The following is an 18,420-nucleotide window of genomic DNA, read 5'->3' as shown; positions in this document are numbered from 1 at the left end:
ATTTATCTGCGCGGAATCGCCATGCTCGTTTTACGTATTAATGCGTTTGATGTTGATGTATGTGGGTTGTTAACGAGTTGGCCATATTTATTGTTTTTACATTGATATCTGACCAACGTTGTTAGTAAAAGGTAAGCTGGTTTTAATCAGTAACCGATAAATATTAATAATTTTAAAAAAGCATTATCGCTATCCGAAAGGGTAGGCGTTTTATTTGATATGGTTTGTTGTCATAGTTAAAGGTTAAATGGTGAAAAAGTTAATTGTTGTTCTCTCTTTTATTTCTGCGTCTGTTTCTGCGACGGTAGATTTTAGTCATAGTGAGGTCGTCAATGAGGCTCAGGATGGTTCTTATTCTGTAAAAATGTCGGATGGTAGCGTGTGGCGCGGCGTCACTGAAAGTGAATTGACCGCACAACAAATAAAAGGCTACCAAATGCAGCAGGCGCTGCTCCATGCTCAACAAGTTAATCACTATGGCGTGAAAGGTCATTTAAATCTGACGCCGCAGATAAACCCTGGGACTATCAACGTTGCCGTCTCCAGCCTGCATTCTGAGGCTTTAATTCAGACCCCAAACGGCATTGTGAAGGCGGGTTCGCTCCCCCCTGACGCTCAGGTTGCGGTACCCTTCAATGGCGCATTCAATCAGCCGTTAAGAAGAGGGGGCGACCATGGCGGGATGAATTCCGGCGTTGAACACGGTACGGGCAACGGTGGAAATAATGCGGCTAATTCTACTAGTGCGCATGGTTTAGGTGGTGATAATCATATCGGCGGCGGCGCTGCTCAATCAGGTTCCCGAGGTCATTGGTAATGAAAAAAATAATTTTAGCTGGTCTTATTCTCTCCGTCACATTCACCGCGCAGGCCATCAGCGAGGGATATCGCAAACAGCTGGATAAATCTGGCTGTACGCAAATGAATGATGGGCACGGCTGTGATATTCACAAAACCAAAGCGCAGAATCAGGCGGCTGCTGCAAAAGCTAAGCCAGTTGCCATTGGTGAAGTCCGGGGGGATGCCGAAACAATATTAGGAATGCGTGCTAACGTTGCTCTGGATTATTTATTAAACCATAAGTATCAGCCTTATGGCGAAAGCGATTATGTTAAAGGGAAATGGATGATTAGAGTCGTCATTGATAAAAATAAAGATTACCAGGTGGTGAATGCGCAGATTCTCCCTTTTAGTCAATAAAACAATGTTCAGAAAAATACTCTATATTTTAGCGCTGCTGTGTCTGGTATTGATATTTGCAATTGGCTGTATTGCGATTGCATGGTTAATGACGCATACACGTTAAGCCTGAAGATCAGGCATAAAAAAACCAGCCATGATGGCTGGTTTTTTTTGACTTTTTGGTCGGCACGAGAGGATTTGAACCTCCGACCCCCGACACCCCATGACACCGCTACTAAAACGCTATAAACCGCACCACTGCTGGCTTGGAAAGGTGTTTGTATGTATAAACAAGGGTCTTCCCCGATCATGGTGGGAAGGCTCAGAACGCCATATTCAGCTTTCCGTAGTGGAACATCACCCCCAGTTTAAAGCGCTCCCGGTTTCGGTATCCCCTGGCTTTTATCCTCAGCAGCCTGATCTTGCTGTTAAGTGCCTCCGCATTTCCGTTTGAGACACTGTGTCGCATCGCATTCAGGATCCCGTACAGCCTTTTTCCTATCGTTTTCGCGGCATTTTTCATCATGGGAACGTCACTGTTAGCCGCCAGCGCCAACCATCTCTGCCAGTCACTCCGTCTTTCCTCGCTCCATGGCCTGTTCCAGATATCCTTTGCCAGCTCTTTCAGCGCCCAGCACTGGCTCGTCAGCTTCATCTGTGCACGCAGCCACATCAGCTTTTCCTGCCGGGATTCGGTCATCCACTTATCGCTGTACTGCCACAGGAAGCGGGTTCCTTTTGCCTGGTGTCGGCTTTCAACAGGGAGGTGCGGATGTTCATTCTGACGGGTTTTATCAACTACCTCGCCCAGTTGCTTCGCCACATGGAAGCGGTCAAAGGCGATTTTCTCAACCGCACTGGGTAAGTGGATACGCGCTGCTCTTATATAGCCCGCGTTCATGTCCATTGAGAGCGTTTTGATAGCCAGCAACTGCCCATCAGTGAGCGTGCGAAGATAGCCGGCAAGACTCTCTGTGCCGCGATCATCCGTTAAGGCCAGCGCCCGACCATCGCGATCGGAGATCACCGTTATGTAACGATGTCCTTTTTTAAAGGCGACCTCATCCACATTCATATGACGGGCGGATAATGGCTTTTTTATCCGGGCAAGACCTCGCTTAACTGCCCGGGTCATAATGCCGTCAACCGCATTCCAACTGAGCTTAAGTTGCTTCCTGACAGCATCAACGGTGCTGATTTTCAGCCATGAGAGAACGAACGATTCGAATAGCAACGTATACCGGCTTCCGGGGCCAGCCCACGGAACAGGCAACGTCAGGCAGCCATGCTCCGGACACATAATTCGTGGAACATCGGCTTCAACAATAGTGGTGAACTGGCAGGTATCAAGATGGCGCCATTTACGATGACGGTGATCGTGAACAGAACAGGATTTACCGCAGGTCGGACAGGCTAGCCGGGTGTTTTCAGCGATCTCAATAGTGACAGTAACAGAACCGGCATTTTCATCGAGAGAAAGGGACTTTACCTGCCACGGATCGGACAGGTTGAGAATATGAGCGTAGAGGGACTTTTCGTCCATGGCGGTGACCTCTGGCGATTAAATACACCATTATCATGCCTTCAGCCACCACAACAAGGGAAGACCCATGTATAAACAGTGTCAATATGAGTGAGTTCATTATGAAGTTTTATTCACCAGTAGAACTGCGTGAGATTGTCACGCTGCCGCTGTTCAGTGATCGGGTTCCTTGCGGTTTTCCTTCGCCCGCAGCTGATTACGTGGAACAACGTATTGATTTGAATGAGCTGCTTATCCAGCACCCCAGCGCTACCTATTTTGTGAAAGCGTCCGGCGATTCAATGATAGAAGCTGGGATAAGTGATGGTGATTTGCTGGTTGTGGACAGTTCGAAAACGGCTGAGCACGGCGATATCGTTATCGCCGCGGTGGAGGGGGAGTTCACTGTGAAGCGCCTGCAGCTTCGTCCGACTGTTCAGTTAAACCCGATGAACAGCGCTTACTCTCCGATCATCGTTGGCAGTGAAGAGACGCTGGACGTGTTCGGCGTTGTGACTTTCATCGTGAAAGCTGCCAGTTGATATGTTTGCGCTCTGTGATGTGAATTCGTTCTACGCCTCCTGCGAGACTGTATTCAGGCCGGATTTGAAAGGTCGGCCGGTGGTCGTTCTTTCGAATAACGACGGCTGCGTGATCGCGAGGTCAGCAGAGGCGAAGGCCGCAGGCATCACAATGGGGGAGCCGTATTTCAAGCAAAGGGATCTGTTCCGGCGCGCTGGTGTGGTCTGCTTCAGTAGCAACTATGAATTGTATGCTGACATGTCTCATCGGGTGATGACGACGCTTGAGGAGATGAGTCCCCGCGTCGAAATTTACAGTATCGACGAGGCATTCTGCGATATTACCGGCGTGCGTAACTGCCGTGATCTGACGGCATTTGGCAAAGAGATCCGCGCGACCGTATTGCAACGCACGCACCTGACCGTGGGGGTCGGAATAGCGCAGACAAAAACGCTGGCCAAGCTGGCGAATCACGCCGCCAAAAAGTGGCAGAGACAGACTGGCGGTGTCGTTGACTTGTCGAACGTCGAGCGGCAGCGCCGTTTGCTTGCGTTGGTGCCCGTTGAAGATGTCTGGGGCGTCGGTAGGCGCATCAGTAAAAAGCTCAATGCAATGGGTATCAAAAACGCCCTGGAGCTTTCAGAGCAAAGCACCTGGACAATCCGCAAACATTTCAACGTGGTATTGGAGAGAACGGTACGCGAGTTGCGCGGTGAGCCTTGCCTCGAACTTGAGGAATTTGCCCCAGCAAAACAGGAGATCGTCTGCTCCCGCTCGTTTGGCGACCGCGTCACAGAGTACGAACAGATGCGGCAGGCAATCTGTAGCTACGCAGCACGCGCAGCGGAGAAATTACGTAGCGAGCATCAGTACTGCAGGTTTATTTCCGCTTTCGTCAAAACGTCGCCATTTGCACTTAACGAGCCATACTACGGCAACAGCTCTTCGGTTAAATTATTGACGCCGACACAGGACAGCAGGGACATCATCAATGCGGCCACACGCTGTTTAGATAAAATCTGGCGCGACGGTCACCGCTTTCAGAAAGCCGGGGTGATGCTTGGCGACTTCTTCAGCCAGGGGGTGGCGCAGCTGAACCTGTTTGATGAGATCGCCCCGCGCGCGGGTAGTGAAAAGTTAATGGAGGTTCTGGATCACATCAATGCAAAAGATGGGCGAGGGACGCTGTATTTTGCGGGGCAGGGTATTCAACAGAATTGGCAAATGAAGAGAGAAATGTTGTCGCCACGGTACACGACAAGGTACAGCGATTTGTTGCGAGTGAAGTGAAATACGGGCGTTAAATTGACGGCATTACTCCCCACTTTCACCCCAGTTTCACCCCGCACATAAAGCAGCCATAAAAAAACCAGCCTCAAGAGGCTGGTTTATATGGTCTTTTTGGTCGGCACGAGAGGATTTGAACCTCCGACCCCCGACACCCCATGACGGTGCGCTACCAGGCTGCGCTACGTGCCGACGCATGAAGGCCATACTACCGCTTTTATCGCTGATTGCAAGTCGTCGGCTTGCCGATTGATTCATAATTAATCAATCAGTTAGCGATAAAGCGTTTTTCCTCTGTTAACACCTGTAACAGCAGGCTGAGCTGCGCTTTCTGGTCACGCACGCGCTCGCCTTCGGCGGTCCAGGTTTTATAGTGACCGTTACGATCGAGCACCACGCTCATCGTCGGGGTCGTAATGGCCAGCGAGTCGTTATCCGCTGAGGTGACCCAGTTATGACGGCGAGCTGCGCTGAACAGGTCCTGCCCCTGCGAGTATTCGTTGGCCGACGTACTGACGTGCAGCAGGCGCTGCATCAGCGTCGTCATAATATCTTTATGGTTGGTCAGCAAACCAATGCGCTGCGCCGGTGTGCCCGGCCAGTGGATGACCAGCGGAACCTGAAGCTGCGCGCGTGACCACTCGAAGCTATTATTCTGCCCGTTCAGCGCGACGCCGTGGCCAGCGGTAATAATGACGACCGTATCCTTCAGCTTGCCTGAGTCACGCAGGGCGTCCAGCACGCGGCTAATTTGTTCATCAACCTGGGCGGCCGCGCGGCCGTACTGCTGATCGGTTGCCTGCGCGTTACTGACGCTGGTGCCGTTAAACGATACCCACGAGAACCAGCGGTTCTCATCCTGGGCATTGTTCTTCAGCCAGTTAATCCACTGGTTCGCCGTTTGCGTATCGTTCTGCGCTTTGCCCGGCGGCAGCGAGAAGTCGGACAGCAGCGCCTGACGATAAATCGGGCTTTCAAAACCGTCGGAAGAGAACAGCCCCAGCTGGTAGCCCTGCTGGTTCAGCGCGCTGATCAGCGCCGCGGGAATACGCGCGGCCAGGACGCCATCCATGTAGGTTGGTGAAATACCGTAGAACAGTCCGAAGAGACCGTTATCGGCGGTATTCCCGGCGCTCATATGTTGGGTAAAGTTGACGTTATCGTGGGCAAAATGCGCCAGCGATGGCATCTGTTTTTCGAACCGTGAGTAGTTCAGGCCATCGACGGTAATCAGCAGTACGTTCTGCCCGGCACCCATATCGCGGAAGCGCAGATCGCTAAGCGGATATTGTACGGTGACGGCTTCAGGATCGCCCTGTTCAACCAGACGGCGCTGGTAGTCCTGGGCGTCGAGCAGACCGTGTTTTTCCAGGAAGCGGCGGGCCGTCATCGGATAGGAAAGCGGCAGGTTAGCGCGCTGCATGGTAATCGGGCGATAGAAGTTCGCATCCGCCCAGATATACATCACGTGCGAGGCAATAAAGGACGCAAAGAAGAACCATGCCACCGGGCGCGCATAGTGGCGGCGGCGCGTCAGGCTGCGTAGCTTCTGCCAGCTCCAGGTTGCAAAGAGCATTTCTACGAGCAGGATAACCGGCACGCTGATAAACATGAGCTGCCAGTCGCGGGCCGTCTCGTTTTGATCGGGGTTGATCACCAGCTCCCATACCACCGGATTAAGGTGCAGGTGGAAGCGGGTAAAGACCTCGCTATCGATAAGCAGCAGCGTCATGCCCGCCGTCGCCAGAATGGCGGACAAGAAGCGCATCAGGCGCTGGGACATGACGACAAAGGTCAGGGGGAACAGTATCAGCAGGTAGGCAGAGAACACCAGAAAGCTGAAGTGCCCGACAAGGCTGATGTAGGAGAAAACGCGTCCGGCCAGCGTTGTCGGCCAGTCGGCAACAAACAGATAGCGGCTACCGAGCACCATGGCCAACAGCATGTTGAACAGGGCGAACCAGTGCCCCCAGCTAACCATCTGGGAGACTTTTTCTCGATAGGGCTGACGATGTGTCACCATAAACTGTTGCTTGTACCCTTAGTGCGCAGGATCGCTATCAATGGAAGATTGCAGCGCCTGGGCAAAAGAACGTGCGATAGCCTGGCGTTGAGCCGGAGCTACGCTGCTGTTAATCAGGTTGGTCACCATATTACCCAGAACCATCAGCGAAAGGTCGGTCGGGGCTTTATGTTGTTCCAGCACGTTAGCCAGCTCGCTCAGCAGCTGTTCTACGTGTTCATCACTATAGCGGGATTGTTGTGGCATAAATCGAAATCTGTCTGTTCATTAAAGGGCAGTATATTACCGTAGCAGCAGCATTTTTTCCGCTTTTTTTCGGCGTAACGCGTTATCCTTTGCGCATTATACTGCCGCGACCTCGGTAAAGTGCGTGTTGCACAGTGACATCGGGGGTGGTTGAATACACCCGATCATTAAGGAGAGTTTAACATGAGTCTGGATATCGACCAGATTGCTTTGCATCAGCTCGTCAAACGCGACGAGCAAAACCTTGACGTGGTGCTGCGCGACACGCTGCTGGAGCCAACCGCGCCGGTTGAAGAAATGATGGCAGAGTTGCATCGGGTGTACAGCGCAAAGAACAAGGCCTACGGCCTGTTTACTGAAGAAAGCGAGCTGGCGCAGGCGCTGAAACTGCAGCGTCAGGGCGAGGAAGACTTCCTGGCGTTCAGCCGTGCGGCCACCGGCCGTCTGCGTGACGAACTGGCGAAGTATCCGTTTGCCGACGGCGGCATCGTGCTGTTTTGCCACTATCGTTATCTGGCGGTGGAATACCTGCTGGTGGCGGTGCTCAATAACCTGAGCAGTATGCGCGTTAACGAACAGCTGGATATCAGCGCGACCCACTACCTGGACATTAACCACGCGGATATCGTGGCGCGTATTGATTTAACCGAGTGGGAAACTAATCCGGAGTCAACCCGCTATCTGACCTTCCTCAAAGGCCGCGTCGGCCGCAAAGTTGCCGACTTCTTTATGGACTTCCTCGGCGCCAGCGAGGGCCTTAACGCCAAGGTGCAGAACCGTGGCCTGCTGCAGGCGCTGGACGATTTTGCCGCTGAAGCGGAGCTGGATAAAAACGAACGTCAGAACGTGCGTCAGCAGGTTTACGCCTACTGCAACGAACAACTGCAGGCTGGGGAAGAAATCGAGCTGGAATCGCTGTCTAAAGAGCTGTCTGGCGTGAGTGAAGTGAGCTTCAGCGAGTTTACCGCCGAAAAAGGCTACGAGCTGGAAGAGAGCTTCCCGGCGGATCGCAGCACGCTGCGTCAGCTGACTAAATTTGCCGGCAGCGGCGGCGGCCTGACGATTAACTTCGACGCCATGCTGCTGGGTGAGCGTATTTTCTGGGACCCTGCGACCGACACGCTGACCATTAAAGGCACGCCTCCAAACCTGCGCGACCAGCTACAGCGCCGGACCTCAGGCAAGAGTTAACCCCTCAGAGCCCGCACGCACTGCTGCGGGCTCTGTCTATCCTCGTATTCGCGTATCTTGAGTGACCCCACTCGCAATTCTGCTATCACACCGCGCCTTAACGGGTTGAATTTTGACCTTACTCTCAGTTATTTCTTAACAAAATAAATAAAAATGCGTTTCATTTTATATGCAAAGTTATTTTGATTTGATAAAAGGAGGGCCGTTTTAGCAAAGAACGGCCTATGGCCGCGGTATTTTTTGCCTGATGCCGCGGGTAACTGAGAGGATAATTAAACATGCACAATACCTTCAGACACTCCCGGATCGCGTTAGCCTTGGCGATCGTCTTCGCTGGTGCGCTCAGCGGCTGTGATAATAGCGCTGCGGCACAGCGCGAGGGATCTGCGGCCCCACAGAATGTCCAGTCGCCGGTACTCTCCGCCGATGATACGCACGCGGTGTTGGTATGGGAAAAGCCGCTCGCCGAGGCAGAAAAGGTGGTCGATTACCATATCTACCGCGACGGGACGTTTGTGGGCAGCGTGCGGGATAACCAGGACGTTTACTCGCCGGCTAAACCCTACATTGATAATTTTTACCAAACGCTGGATGACGGCTGGCAGCAAAAGGTGGATCTGCGCAGTTTCACCGCCGATGGCCTGAAGGCCGATACGCAGTATCGCTTCACGGTTCGCGCCGTCTATGCCGATGGAAAAGAGTCTGCTGACAGCCAGCCAATAACGCTGCGTACGACCAAAACACCGCACGTGATTGATGTGAAAAGCGTGGGGGCGATAGGCGATGGCAAAACGCTGAACACGACGGCGTTACAAAAGGCGATCGACAGCTGCACGCTTGCTGCTTATCCCCAGGGGTGTAAGGTGACGATTCGCGATGGCGTCTTTAAAACCGGCGCCCTGTTCCTGCACAGCGACATGACGCTGGAAATCGCCGAAGGGGCAACCCTGCTGGGCTCGGATAATCCGGCAGACTACCCGATGAGCAAAGGTTATTTCCTCTATCCCTACACCGATAATCCGTTGCCGAAGCGCCCACCGTCGCTGATTAACGCACTGGAAGCGAACGATCGCGGTAGCTCGCATGCGGGAACCTTCCAGAATATTCGTCTGGTCGGTAAGGGTACCGTTGATGGCAACGGCTGGACGCGCGGCGTGAAGGCGGGCGGGGCGGAATCGATAGTGGATGAACTGGGCAATACCCTGCCGCAGTATCGCGCCAGCAATGCGAAGAAAGTCGGGGAAGATGGCGTACTGGCAAAAAATCAGACCGAGCAGGCGGTAGCGGAAGGCATGGACCGCGATAGCGCGTATAAAAACCGTCGTTCTAGCCTGATGACGCTGCGCGGCGTGCGCAATCTTTATCTGGAAGGTCTTACCATCCTGAATCCGGCCTTCCACGGCATTATGGTGCTGGAGTCGGAGAATCTCGCCTTCAATGCGCTGAGCCATAAAACTTTCGACGGTAATAACGCCGACGGCATTGAGCTGGGCAACAGTCAGCATGGCCTGGTGTTTAACAACTTCTTTGATACCGGCGATGACGGCATGAATTTCGCCGCGGGCTACGGGAAAGGCGTGGAAACTTTTGCTCAGAAGGCGCAAAGCGGCGCGTGGATCTTTAACAACTATTTCCGCAAAGCGCACGGCGCAGTGGTAACCGGTAGTCATACCGGCGCGTGGATAGAAAAAATTATCGCCGAAGATAACGTGATGTACCTGACCGATATCGGCCTGCGCATGAAAAGTCGCCCTTATTACGGTGGCGGCGCACGTGAAGTGGTATTCCGTAATAACGCCATGAAAGACCTGGCGAAAGAACCCTTTATTTTCACTATTAAATACAGCGCGGATGTTAACGACACCACGCCAGCGGCCGAGCCTGCGCAGTTCCGCAACGTGACCGTGGAAAACGTCTCCGTGGACGGTACGGCAGCGAAGAAAAGTATTCTGGTTGACGGCATGACCGCGCAGGAAATGACGCAAGCGTACGGCATTACCTATGCGCGCGATGCTTATCATCAGGATATTGCGTTCCACAACGTGAAGTTTCGCCATACCCAGGCGAGCAATATTAGCTTCCTGCGAGACAGTCAGTTTACGCAGGTCACTTTCGATCCTGCCGGGAAAGCGTGGAACTTTGCGCAGGTGAGCGGAATTACGCTGAAAGACGGCGTGAATGATGCCGTGATATCGGCGACAGGTACGGAGAAGATTGTGCGGGATGCCGCATCGAAGTAAAAAAAACGGCTCCCATAAGGAGCCGTTCTTTCATCACGTAGATTCGTTAGCGATTAAGCGCGTACGAAGTCGATGTGAGACAGTTTCGGCTTGAACGGGTGACGCTGCACCGCCTGAGCTTTAACTTTTTCTTCTTTACCATCAACAACGATGGTCAGAACTTCGCTGTAAAATTCAGCGTTGTTCTGCAGGTTCCACAGCTTGTCGTGGTCCAGTTCGATAGCAACCGGAGCTGCTTCGCCACCATAAATGATAGCCGGGAACTTGTTAGCTGCGCGCAGGCGGCGGCTCGCACCCTTACCCTGCTCTTTACGTGCTTGTGCTTCGATAGTAAACATTGAATAGCTCTCTTGATTAATCCTGCTACAGGCGACCCAGCAGCAGGCAAATGATCTGCTTCACGGATGTGAAAGCGGGCGGCATTATAGCTTCGATTCCCCGGGCGGGCAATGAAAACCTCACCGGGAAGAGGGCGTTACGCCAGGGCTCGCTCCCTTGTCTGAATTTGACCACGCGGCTTTTCTATCCTCTACACTTAAGGCGAGCCATTTTTGACAGGAGGAGACATGAGAATATGGCCCATCGTGACGGGGGTGGCTATTTCTTTGGCGCTGGTGGCCTGCCGCTCGCCGACGCCGCCGAAAGGCGTCACGCCCATTAATGATTTTGACGCGAGCCGTTATCTGGGCAAGTGGTATGAGATTGCTCGCCTGGAGAACCGCTTTGAACGGGGATTGGAGCAGGTTAATGCAACCTATGGCAAACGGGCCGACGGCGGGATTTCTGTCGCCAACCGCGGCTTCGACCCGCAGAAAGGCGAGTGGAAGCTGAGTGAAGGGAAGGCGTATTTTACCGGTGAGCCCACGACGGCAGCGCTGAAGGTTTCCTTCTTTGGTCCGTTCTACGGTGGCTACAACGTGATTGCGTTGGATGATGAATACCAATATGCGCTGGTCAGCGGGCCCAACCGCGACTATCTGTGGATTCTGTCGCGCACGCCGACGCTGCCGCCGCAGGTACGTCAGAATTACCTGAACATTGCCCGCGGCCTCGGTTTTGCTGTCGATCGCTTGGTGTGGGTGAAGCAAACGCACAGCTAGCGTAGTTCGTTGGCCCGGCGGTAGCGCCCTTCATAGTCGAAGATCTTTTCCCGCACCTGCCAGTAGGGGCCTTTTTTGCGGGCGACGACAAAATCCGGTGCCCGCAGCAGAGCCTGCTGGCTGAGGATATCGGCGGGCGTTATCCAGCGCAGCGGTACGCCGGGCGTACGGGTATGCGGGCGAATAAACAGCTGCTCAAACGCCGTTTTCTGTGCGGGTGTGTGCAGACGGAAGCGTTCGCTGACGTCGGCACCATCTTCGTCGTAATAGGTGATTTTCAGCCAGCCACCTTTTTCGTCCATCCCGTCCTGTAACACCATGCCGCTACAGCGCAGCACCAGCGCGTCTTTTAGCTTCAGCGCCGCCTTCAGCATATCGTCCGGGTCCACCAGTACGGTGTCGCACTCGCGACAGCGGCGGGCGGCAATATCGTTCTCGGCGTTACACTGCGGGCAGTTTTTAAAGCGGAAGCGGTAGTCGCACTGCTCGCGGTGGCCTTCATCATCCTCAAGCCAGCCCTGGCAGCGGCGGCCAAAATGCTCAATGAGCGTGCCGTCGGCGGTCATTTTGCCCCAGAAGGTATTGGCAAAGCCGCAGCCAGGGCAGAATACCTGTACCGGCACGTTATCGCTTTTACCTTTGGGTGCCCCCACTTCCGGGGCGTACAGGTCGTGTGGGTTGCCGGCGTAATCCAGAATCAGACAGTCCGTTTTCCCCGGCGCCAACCGCAGGCCGCGGCCGACAATCTGTTGATACAGACTGATCGATTCCGTTGGGCGCAGGATAGCAATCAGATCGACGTGCGGCGCATCAAAGCCGGTCGTCAGGACCGCGACGTTCACCAGGTAGCGGAACCGCTGGTTTTTAAACGCCTCAATCAGGCTGTCGCGCTGCGGCCCCGGCGTTTCGCCGGTGATCAGCGCGGCATCATCGGCGGGCAGCAGGCCGGTGATTTCCCGGGCGTGTTCAACGGTGGCGGCGAAAATCATCACCCCTTTGCGCGTCTGTGCGAACTCTTCTATCTGGCTAATAATGTGCGGCGTGATGCGCTGCTGCTGTTTGAGCTCACGGTTGAGATCCGCCTCGCTGAACAGGCCATTGCTGTTGGCCTGCAGGCGGCTGAAATCGTACTGCACGACCGGCATGTCCAGCCGTTCCGGCGGCGTCAGGTAGCCGTGCTTTATCATGTAGCGCAGCGGCAGCTCGTAGATACAGTCGCGGAACAGGGCATTTTTATCGCCGCGCACCATACCATGATAGTGGAACTGATAAATCCAGCCTTTGCCGAGGCGGAAGGGCGTTGCCGTGAGTCCGAGCAGGCGGATCTGCGGATTGACCTTTTGCAGGTGGCCGAGGATTTGCTGGTACTGACTATCGTCGTCGTCGCTGATGCGGTGGCATTCGTCGACGATCAGCAGCGAAAACTCCCCCTGAAAATGGTCAAGATTTCGCGCTACGGACTGTACGCTGCCAAAAACCACCTTACCGTGACTCTCTTTGCGTTTCAGCCCGGCGGCATAAATATCGGCTTCCAGCCCGAGCGCGCAGTATTTGGCATGGTTCTGTGCGACCAGCTCTTTCACGTGAGCCAGCACCAGAACGCGGCCGCGCGCCAGCCGCGCCAGCTCGGCGATGACCAGACTTTTGCCTGCGCCGGTGGGGAGCACGATAACCGCAGGTTCGGTATGGCGGCGAAAGTAGGCCAGGGTGGCGTCAACCGCTTCCTGTTGATAGGGACGTAGTGTAAAAGTCATTGCCGTGATGTTAGTCCTTAATAGCCAAATAGTATGCCATGAATCTTTTCGCTTGAGTGGGATAACAAGCCCGTTATACTTAACGATTGTTACTACTCCTTTTGCGGACGTTTCGTCCGGCACCCGGCACTATTACAGGCTAAAAATACTTCATGCGACTTGATAAGTTTATCGCTCAGCAACTCGGCGTCAGCCGTGCTATTGCCGGGCGTTTGATCCGCGGGCACCACGTGACCGTTGATGACGAAGTGGTACGCGATACCGCCTTCAAACTGCAACCCGAACATAGCGTGGCCTATGAAGGCAATTCGCTGACGCAGCAGAGCGGTCCGCGCTATTTTATGCTCAACAAGCCTCAGGGCTATGTCTGCTCAACCGAAGATCCGGATCACCCGACGGTGCTGTATTTCCTTGATGAACCGGTAGCGCACAAGCTGCATGCTGCGGGGCGTCTGGATATCGACACGACCGGGCTGGTGCTGATGACCGACGACGGTCAATGGTCTCATCGCATCACCTCGCCGCGTCACCACTGCGAAAAAACCTATCTGGTGACGCTGGAAAACCCGGTAAGCGATGATACCGCCGCGCAGTTTGCCAAAGGTGTGCAGCTGCACAATGAAAAAGATCTCACCAAACCCGCCGTGCTGGAAGTGGTGACGCCTACTGAAGTGCGTCTGACCATCAGCGAAGGCCGTTACCACCAGGTAAAACGGATGTTTGCCGCCGTGGGCAACCACGTCGTAGGGCTGCATCGTGAACGCATCGGCGAGATAGCCCTCGACCCCACGCTGGAGCCAGGGGAATACCGCCCATTAACCGCAGAAGAAATCGCCAGCGTTGGCGCCCCAATGCGCTAACCCACTCATTAGAGGTAGATTGTGACGTCCAGGCCGCGCTCGTCGTTAAAGATTGTTTTTATTCTTGGCCTTCTGGCCATGTTAATGCCGCTGTCGATCGACATGTACCTTCCGGCGCTGCCGGTCATTTCCGCGCAGTTTGGCGTTCCGGCCGGCAGCGCGCAGATGACCCTCAGCACCTATATTCTCGGCTTTGCGCTTGGCCAGTTGCTGTATGGCCCGATGGCCGATAGCCTGGGACGCAAGCCGGTGATCCTCGGCGGCACGCTGATCTTTGCCGCGGCGGCGGTGGCCTGTGCGCTAGCACCGACAATCGACTACCTCATCACCACGCGTTTCTTCCACGGTCTGGCGGCGGCAGCGGCAAGCGTGGTGATAAACGCCCTGATGCGCGATATTTATCCGAAAGAAGAGTTCTCGCGCATGATGTCGTTTGTCATGCTGGTGACCACCATCGCGCCGCTGGTGGCGCCGATGGTCGGCGGTGCGGTACTGGTGTGGTTTAGCTGGCATGCAATCTTCTGGATTCTGGCGTTAGCGGCGCTGCTGGCGTCGGCGATGATCTACTTCTTTATCGATGAAACGCTGCCGGTTGAGCGGCGTCAGCCGTTTCGCCTAAGCACCACGCTCGGCAACTTTGCTTCGCTGTTCCGCCACAAGCGGGTGCTGGCCTACATGCTGGCTAGCGGCTTTAGCTTTGCGGCAATGTTCTCGTTCCTGAGCGCCGGGCCGTTTGTTTACATCGAGTTGAACCACGTTTCGCCGCAGCACTTTGGCTATTATTTCGCGCTGAACATCGTTTTCCTCTTTATTACTACCACGATCAACAGTCGCTTCGTCCGCCGGGTGGGGGCGCTGTGGATGTTCCGCGCCGGGCTGCTGATTCAGTTTGCGATGGCTATCTGGATGGTGGTCACCGCGCTGCTGGACGTCGGCTTCTGGTCGCTGGTGCTGGGGATTGCGGCGTTTATCGGCTGCGTGTCGATGGTTTCTTCTAACGCCATGGCGGTCATTCTTGATGAGTTTCCGCATATGGCCGGTACGGCCTCTTCGCTGGCTGGCACCTTCCGCTTCGGTATCGGCGCCATTGTGGGTGCGCTGCTGTCGATGGCCACCTTTACCACCGCCTGGCCGATGCTCATTTCCATTGCGCTCTGCGCCTCCTGTTCCATCCTCTTCTATCTCTACGCCAGTCGACCGCGCAAAGCGTCGCACTAGTCAGCTTTTTGCAGGGGCGAAATACGCCCCTTTGTTGATACATATCAACAGAAATTGCATTGCCGCTGGGGTGTAATGTTTCTTTTATGTAAAATCCATTAATGTAAAAAGTCACATTGTTGTAGATAAAAAGATTGCGTTAGATCACAGATACGGGTACATATAGCGCGCAAATGCATCAGTACACCGAATGATGTCGTAAGAAGAATGTTGAATGCAGGCGTTTTTTTGCTGGATGCAGGACGATTTGTCAACAATGTGTTAATATGGATGTGAAATAATTGTGAAGCACTGTTGCTTCCGGGGAAAGAACGTAATGACATTACAGCTATCAATCGTACATCGACTGCCGCAGGACTATCGCTGGTCTGCGGGTTTTGCAGGTTCCAAAGTTGAACCGATTCCGCAAAATGGCACGGCGGGCGAAAACGCGCTGGTGGCGCTCAAGCTTTTAAGTCCGGACGGCGACAGCGCCTGGCCGGTGATGCACTCGCTTAGCCAGGCGCTCACGGATATCTCCGTCGACTGCTCCGTGCTGGAGTGCGAAGGCGAGCCGTGCCTGTTTGTGAAGCGCCAGGACGAATTTGCCGCGACCTGCCGTCTGAAAAACTTTGGCGTCGCCATTGCTGAGCCGTTTTCCGGTAACAATCCGTTTTAACCGTCAGCTCAGCGCGATGAGCTGACGCGTATACGCCTGCCTGGGTTCGGTAAAAACGCGCCGACATTCACCCTGCTCGACAACCTCTCCCTGCCGCAACACGATGACCTGGTGGCACAGCGATCGGACAACCTGCAAATCGTGGCTGATAAAGATATAGGCCAGACCATGCTTTTCCTGTAACGCCTTGAGCAGCGCCAGGATCTGTGACTGAACGGTGCGATCGAGCGATGAGGTGGGTTCGTCCAGCACGATCAGCTGCGGTTTGAGGATTAGCGCCCGCGCGATGGCGATGCGCTGCCGTTGCCCGCCGGAAAAAGCCGCCGGGTAGCGCTGGCGGGTGTCGGGATCTAACCCCACTTCCTGCATGACGTGGATAACCTGCTGTTCGCGTTCGGCCGACGACAGCGACGGCTGGTGCACCCGCAGACCTTCCTCAATAATCTGTAGCGCGGTCAGCCGCGGGTTGAGCGACGAATTGGGGTCCTGAAATACCACCTGAATACGATGGCGTAGCGGTAGCATCTGCTGGCGATTGCGCCCCTGAAGGGCTTCACCGGCGAAGCGAATCTCACCCTGAGAAGCAATCAGCCGCAGCAGCGCCAGCCCGGTCGTACTTTTACCTGAACCCGATTCCCCTACCAGACCCAGCGTTTCACCGGCTCGCAGAGTAAAGCTCAGGTTTTTCACCACCTGATTCTGGTCAACGATCCGCCGTAGAATGCCTTTACGCACAGGAAATGCCACGCTGAGCTGATTCACTTCGAGTAGCGGCACGGCGTCCGGGGGAAGGGCGCAGGGCTCGCCGGTGGGCTCGCTGTCGAGCAGCCTGCGGGTGTACGGATGCTGGGGGGCTGCGAACAGCGCCGTTGATGCGTTTTGTTCAACGCAGCGTCCGTGCTGCATTACCGCCACCCGGTCGGCCAATTTGCGCACGATGCTCAGGTTATGCGTAATGAACAATAGCCCCATATTGAGCTCCGCGCGCAGCTCGCGCAGCAGCTGAAGAATTTGCGCCTGTACCGAAACGTCCAGCGCGGTGGTGGGTTCATCGGCAATCAGCAGCTCCGGGCGGGTGAGAAGGGCCATGGCAATCATTACCCGCTGACGTTCGCCGCCGGAAAGCTGGTGCGGGTAGTCCGCCAGCCGTTTTAAAGCATGACGGATGCCAACGCGCTCCAGGCAGTCGAGAATTTCGCCGCGCGCTGCCTCTTTACGCATCCCTCGGTGCAGCGACAGCACCTCGCCGAGCTGTTTTTCCAGCGTGTGCAGCGGATTTAACGACACCATCGGTTCCTGGAAGATCATGGCGATGCGGTTTCCGCGCACCCCGCGCAGGGTTTGCGGGCTGGCATGGAGCAGCGACTCGCCGGCAAAGCGGATATCACCGGTCGGATAGCTGACCGGTGGCTCCGGTAGCAGGCGCAGAATGGACAGCGCCGAGACGCTTTTCCCTGAACCCGATTCACCGACCAGCGCCAGCGTTTCACCGGCGTTCAGCGACAGCGAGAGCTGCTCGACGACGGTGGTGGTCACACCCTGCTGGCGAAAGGCGATAGAAAGGTTGTCGATTTCCAGAAGTGGCTGCTGCATCTTATACCGCCTTAGAAGGATCGAAGGCATCGCGCACCGCTTCACCGATAAAAATCAGCAGCGACAGCAGGACGGCGACGCAAAGAAAACCGGCGATCCCAAGCCAGGGGGCCTGTAGATTATTTTTGCCCTGTAACAGCAGTTCACCCAATGAAGGCGAGCCGAGCGGCAGCCCAAAGCCGAGAAAATCCAGCGAGGTGAGGGTGGTAATGGAGCTACAGAGAATAAACGGAATAAAGGTCAGGGTGGCGACCATCGCATTGGGCAGCATATGGCGCAGGATAATACTGCGGTCGCCCACGCCCAGCGCCTGGGCCGCGCGGATATAGTCGAAGTTACGGGTACGCAAAAACTCCGCCCGCACTACCCCAACCAGCGACATCCAGCCGAACAGCACGGTGATGGCCAACAGCCACCAGAAGTTGGGCTGTACGACGCTTGATAGCAGGATTATCAGAAACAGCGTCGGCATTCCCGACCATACCTCAATAAAACGCTGGCCCCAGAGGTCGACGCGCCCGCCATAGTAGCCCTGAATCGCGCCGACGAGCACGCCCATGACGCTGGAGCAGACGGTCAGAATCAGACCAAACAGCAGCGAGATACGGGTTCCGTAAAGAATGCGCGCCAGCACGTCGCGACCATTGGCGTCGGTGCCCAGCCAGTTCTGCCGCGACGGCGGCGACGGGAAGGGGGTCGTGGTGGCGTAGTTAATGCTGCTGGCGCCAAAACGCACCGGGGCCCACAGCACCCAGCCGTTTTGCGCCAGTCGCTGCTGGAGCCACGGATCCTGGTAGTCGGCGGCAGTGGCAAACGCGCCGCCGAAGGTTTTTTCACTGTAGGTTTTCAATACCGGTGTATACAGGCTGCCCTGATAGCTCACCAGCAGCGGCCGATCGTTGGCGATCAGCTCTGCACACAGGCTGCAGATAAAGAGTGCCAGAAAAATCCACAGCGACCAGTAGCCACGGCGGTTGTGGCAAAAGCGCGCCCAGCGTGCCTGATTAACGGAGCTTAGGGTCAT

General features: G+C 55.0%; 17 protein-coding genes and 1 tRNA gene. 10 read left to right on the top strand and 8 right to left on the bottom strand.

Going from position 1 to position 18,420, the window contains the following annotated elements; genetic code table 11:
- Positions 1 to 247: 247 nt before the first annotated feature.
- Positions 248 to 817 (top strand): hypothetical protein, encoded by a 570-nt coding sequence (locus H7R58_RS15325; protein WP_106924366.1) that lies wholly within the window; start codon positions 248 to 250, stop codon positions 815 to 817.
- Positions 817 to 1,200 (top strand): hypothetical protein, encoded by a 384-nt coding sequence (locus H7R58_RS15320; RefSeq protein ID WP_182930684.1) that lies wholly within the window; start codon positions 817 to 819, stop codon positions 1,198 to 1,200. The genes H7R58_RS15325 and H7R58_RS15320 overlap by 1 nt, the downstream gene beginning before the upstream one ends.
- A 304-nt stretch (positions 1,201 to 1,504) precedes the next feature.
- Here H7R58_RS15320 and H7R58_RS15315 read toward each other — a convergent pair whose 3' ends face one another.
- Positions 1,505 to 2,725, bottom strand: coding sequence for an ISL3-like element ISKox3 family transposase (locus tag H7R58_RS15315; protein ID WP_000343760.1), 1,221 nt, complete (start codon positions 2,723 to 2,725; stop codon positions 1,505 to 1,507).
- Between the two features lie 101 nt (positions 2,726 to 2,826).
- Between H7R58_RS15315 and H7R58_RS15310 the strand changes: the two genes are divergently transcribed.
- Together H7R58_RS15310 and H7R58_RS15305 are read left to right on the top strand one after the other, a co-directional pair.
- A complete protein-coding gene (locus H7R58_RS15310; RefSeq protein WP_182934804.1) occupies positions 2,827 to 3,246 on the top strand; it encodes a translesion error-prone DNA polymerase V autoproteolytic subunit in 420 nt (139 codons plus the stop codon).
- A gap of 1 nt (position 3,247) precedes the next feature.
- Entirely contained in the window at positions 3,248 to 4,516 is a 1,269-nt protein-coding gene (locus H7R58_RS15305) for a Y-family DNA polymerase (RefSeq protein ID WP_182934421.1), read from the top strand.
- 112 nt (positions 4,517 to 4,628) lie between these two features.
- On the opposite strand, the gene H7R58_RS15300 is transcribed toward H7R58_RS15305, so the two are convergent.
- From H7R58_RS15300 to H7R58_RS15290, 3 genes are all read right to left on the bottom strand, one after another.
- Positions 4,629 to 4,705, bottom strand: a tRNA-Pro gene (locus H7R58_RS15300).
- A gap of 76 nt (positions 4,706 to 4,781) precedes the next feature.
- The gene (gene yejM / locus H7R58_RS15295; protein ID WP_106924368.1) at positions 4,782 to 6,536 is read right to left on the bottom strand and encodes an LPS biosynthesis-modulating metalloenzyme YejM; all 1,755 of its coding nucleotides are present in this window, start codon (positions 6,534 to 6,536) and stop codon (positions 4,782 to 4,784) included.
- Between the two features lie 18 nt (positions 6,537 to 6,554).
- Positions 6,555 to 6,782, bottom strand: coding sequence for a YejL family protein (locus H7R58_RS15290; protein ID WP_106924369.1), 228 nt, complete (start codon positions 6,780 to 6,782; stop codon positions 6,555 to 6,557).
- A gap of 183 nt (positions 6,783 to 6,965) precedes the next feature.
- Here H7R58_RS15290 and yejK point away from each other — a divergent pair, with 183 nt between their 5' ends.
- On the top strand, positions 6,966 to 7,973 hold the full coding sequence (yejK, locus tag H7R58_RS15285; protein WP_106924370.1) for a nucleoid-associated protein YejK: 1,008 nt from the start codon (positions 6,966 to 6,968) through the stop codon (positions 7,971 to 7,973).
- Between the two features lie 278 nt (positions 7,974 to 8,251).
- On the top strand, positions 8,252 to 10,213 hold the full coding sequence (locus H7R58_RS15280; RefSeq protein WP_106924371.1) for a glycosyl hydrolase family 28 protein: 1,962 nt from the start codon (positions 8,252 to 8,254) through the stop codon (positions 10,211 to 10,213).
- A gap of 53 nt (positions 10,214 to 10,266) precedes the next feature.
- Here H7R58_RS15280 and rplY read toward each other — a convergent pair whose 3' ends face one another.
- A complete protein-coding gene (rplY, locus tag H7R58_RS15275) occupies positions 10,267 to 10,551 on the bottom strand; it encodes a 50S ribosomal protein L25 (RefSeq protein ID WP_106924372.1) in 285 nt (94 codons plus the stop codon).
- 228 nt (positions 10,552 to 10,779) lie between these two features.
- On the opposite strand from rplY, the gene H7R58_RS15270 reads away from it, so the two are divergent.
- Complete coding sequence (locus H7R58_RS15270) at positions 10,780 to 11,313, top strand: lipocalin family protein (RefSeq protein WP_106924373.1); 534 nt, start codon at positions 10,780 to 10,782, stop codon at positions 11,311 to 11,313.
- On the opposite strand, the gene H7R58_RS15265 is transcribed toward H7R58_RS15270, so the two are convergent.
- A complete protein-coding gene (locus H7R58_RS15265; protein WP_182930288.1) occupies positions 11,310 to 13,067 on the bottom strand; it encodes a DEAD/DEAH box helicase in 1,758 nt (585 codons plus the stop codon). The two genes, H7R58_RS15270 and H7R58_RS15265, sit on opposite strands and share 4 nt — an antisense overlap.
- 152 nt (positions 13,068 to 13,219) lie before the next feature.
- Between H7R58_RS15265 and rsuA the strand changes: the two genes are divergently transcribed.
- The 3 genes from rsuA to H7R58_RS15250 all read left to right on the top strand — a co-directional run bounded on the left by rsuA (position 13,220) and on the right by H7R58_RS15250 (position 15,803).
- Positions 13,220 to 13,927, top strand: coding sequence for a 16S rRNA pseudouridine(516) synthase RsuA (rsuA, locus tag H7R58_RS15260; RefSeq protein WP_106924375.1), 708 nt, complete (start codon positions 13,220 to 13,222; stop codon positions 13,925 to 13,927).
- A 21-nt stretch (positions 13,928 to 13,948) separates the two neighbouring features.
- Positions 13,949 to 15,145, top strand: a complete 1,197-nt coding sequence (locus H7R58_RS15255; protein ID WP_106924376.1) for a Bcr/CflA family multidrug efflux MFS transporter — start codon at positions 13,949 to 13,951, stop codon at positions 15,143 to 15,145.
- A gap of 316 nt (positions 15,146 to 15,461) precedes the next feature.
- Positions 15,462 to 15,803: a YejG family protein gene (locus H7R58_RS15250; protein WP_106924377.1), complete on the top strand. Its 342-nt coding sequence runs from the start codon at positions 15,462 to 15,464 to the stop codon at positions 15,801 to 15,803.
- Between the two features lie 3 nt (positions 15,804 to 15,806).
- Here the strand turns inward: H7R58_RS15250 and yejF are convergent, their stop codons facing one another.
- Both yejF and H7R58_RS15240 read right to left on the bottom strand, forming a co-directional pair.
- Positions 15,807 to 17,396: a microcin C ABC transporter ATP-binding protein YejF gene (yejF, locus tag H7R58_RS15245; RefSeq protein ID WP_106924378.1), complete on the bottom strand. Its 1,590-nt coding sequence runs from the start codon at positions 17,394 to 17,396 to the stop codon at positions 15,807 to 15,809.
- 1 nt (position 17,397) lies between these two features.
- Entirely contained in the window at positions 17,398 to 18,420 is a 1,023-nt protein-coding gene (locus tag H7R58_RS15240) for a microcin C ABC transporter permease (RefSeq protein WP_106924379.1), read from the bottom strand.

It is taken from the genome of Klebsiella sp. WP4-W18-ESBL-05, from assembly GCF_014169075.1.
Taxonomy (GTDB): Bacteria; Pseudomonadota; Gammaproteobacteria; order Enterobacterales; family Enterobacteriaceae; genus Kluyvera; species Kluyvera ascorbata_B.
This window is presented reverse-complemented; position numbering and strand designations above follow the sequence as displayed.

Excerpts from the sequence above, each read along its gene's own strand:
- H7R58_RS15325 (WP_106924366.1), top strand. The coding sequence starts at position 248 with ATGGTGAAAAAGTTAATTGTTGTTCTCTCTTTTATTTCTGCGTCTGTT.
- H7R58_RS15320 (WP_182930684.1), top strand. The coding sequence starts at position 817 with ATGAAAAAAATAATTTTAGCTGGTCTTATTCTCTCCGTCACATTCACC.
- H7R58_RS15315 (WP_000343760.1), bottom strand. The coding sequence starts at position 2,725 with ATGGACGAAAAGTCCCTCTACGCTCATATTCTCAACCTGTCCGATCCG.
- H7R58_RS15310 (WP_182934804.1), top strand. The coding sequence starts at position 2,827 with ATGAAGTTTTATTCACCAGTAGAACTGCGTGAGATTGTCACGCTGCCG.
- H7R58_RS15305 (WP_182934421.1), top strand. The coding sequence starts at position 3,248 with ATGTTTGCGCTCTGTGATGTGAATTCGTTCTACGCCTCCTGCGAGACT.
- yejM (WP_106924368.1), bottom strand. The coding sequence starts at position 6,536 with ATGGTGACACATCGTCAGCCCTATCGAGAAAAAGTCTCCCAGATGGTT.
- H7R58_RS15290 (WP_106924369.1), bottom strand. The coding sequence starts at position 6,782 with ATGCCACAACAATCCCGCTATAGTGATGAACACGTAGAACAGCTGCTG.
- yejK (WP_106924370.1), top strand. The coding sequence starts at position 6,966 with ATGAGTCTGGATATCGACCAGATTGCTTTGCATCAGCTCGTCAAACGC.
- H7R58_RS15280 (WP_106924371.1), top strand. The coding sequence starts at position 8,252 with ATGCACAATACCTTCAGACACTCCCGGATCGCGTTAGCCTTGGCGATC.
- rplY (WP_106924372.1), bottom strand. The coding sequence starts at position 10,551 with ATGTTTACTATCGAAGCACAAGCACGTAAAGAGCAGGGTAAGGGTGCG.
- H7R58_RS15270 (WP_106924373.1), top strand. The coding sequence starts at position 10,780 with ATGAGAATATGGCCCATCGTGACGGGGGTGGCTATTTCTTTGGCGCTG.
- H7R58_RS15265 (WP_182930288.1), bottom strand. The coding sequence starts at position 13,067 with ATGACTTTTACACTACGTCCCTATCAACAGGAAGCGGTTGACGCCACC.
- rsuA (WP_106924375.1), top strand. The coding sequence starts at position 13,220 with ATGCGACTTGATAAGTTTATCGCTCAGCAACTCGGCGTCAGCCGTGCT.
- H7R58_RS15250 (WP_106924377.1), top strand. The coding sequence starts at position 15,462 with ATGACATTACAGCTATCAATCGTACATCGACTGCCGCAGGACTATCGC.
- yejF (WP_106924378.1), bottom strand. The coding sequence starts at position 17,396 with ATGCAGCAGCCACTTCTGGAAATCGACAACCTTTCTATCGCCTTTCGC.
- H7R58_RS15240 (WP_106924379.1), bottom strand. The coding sequence starts at position 18,420 with ATGACCCTAAGCTCCGTTAATCAGGCACGCTGGGCGCGCTTTTGCCAC.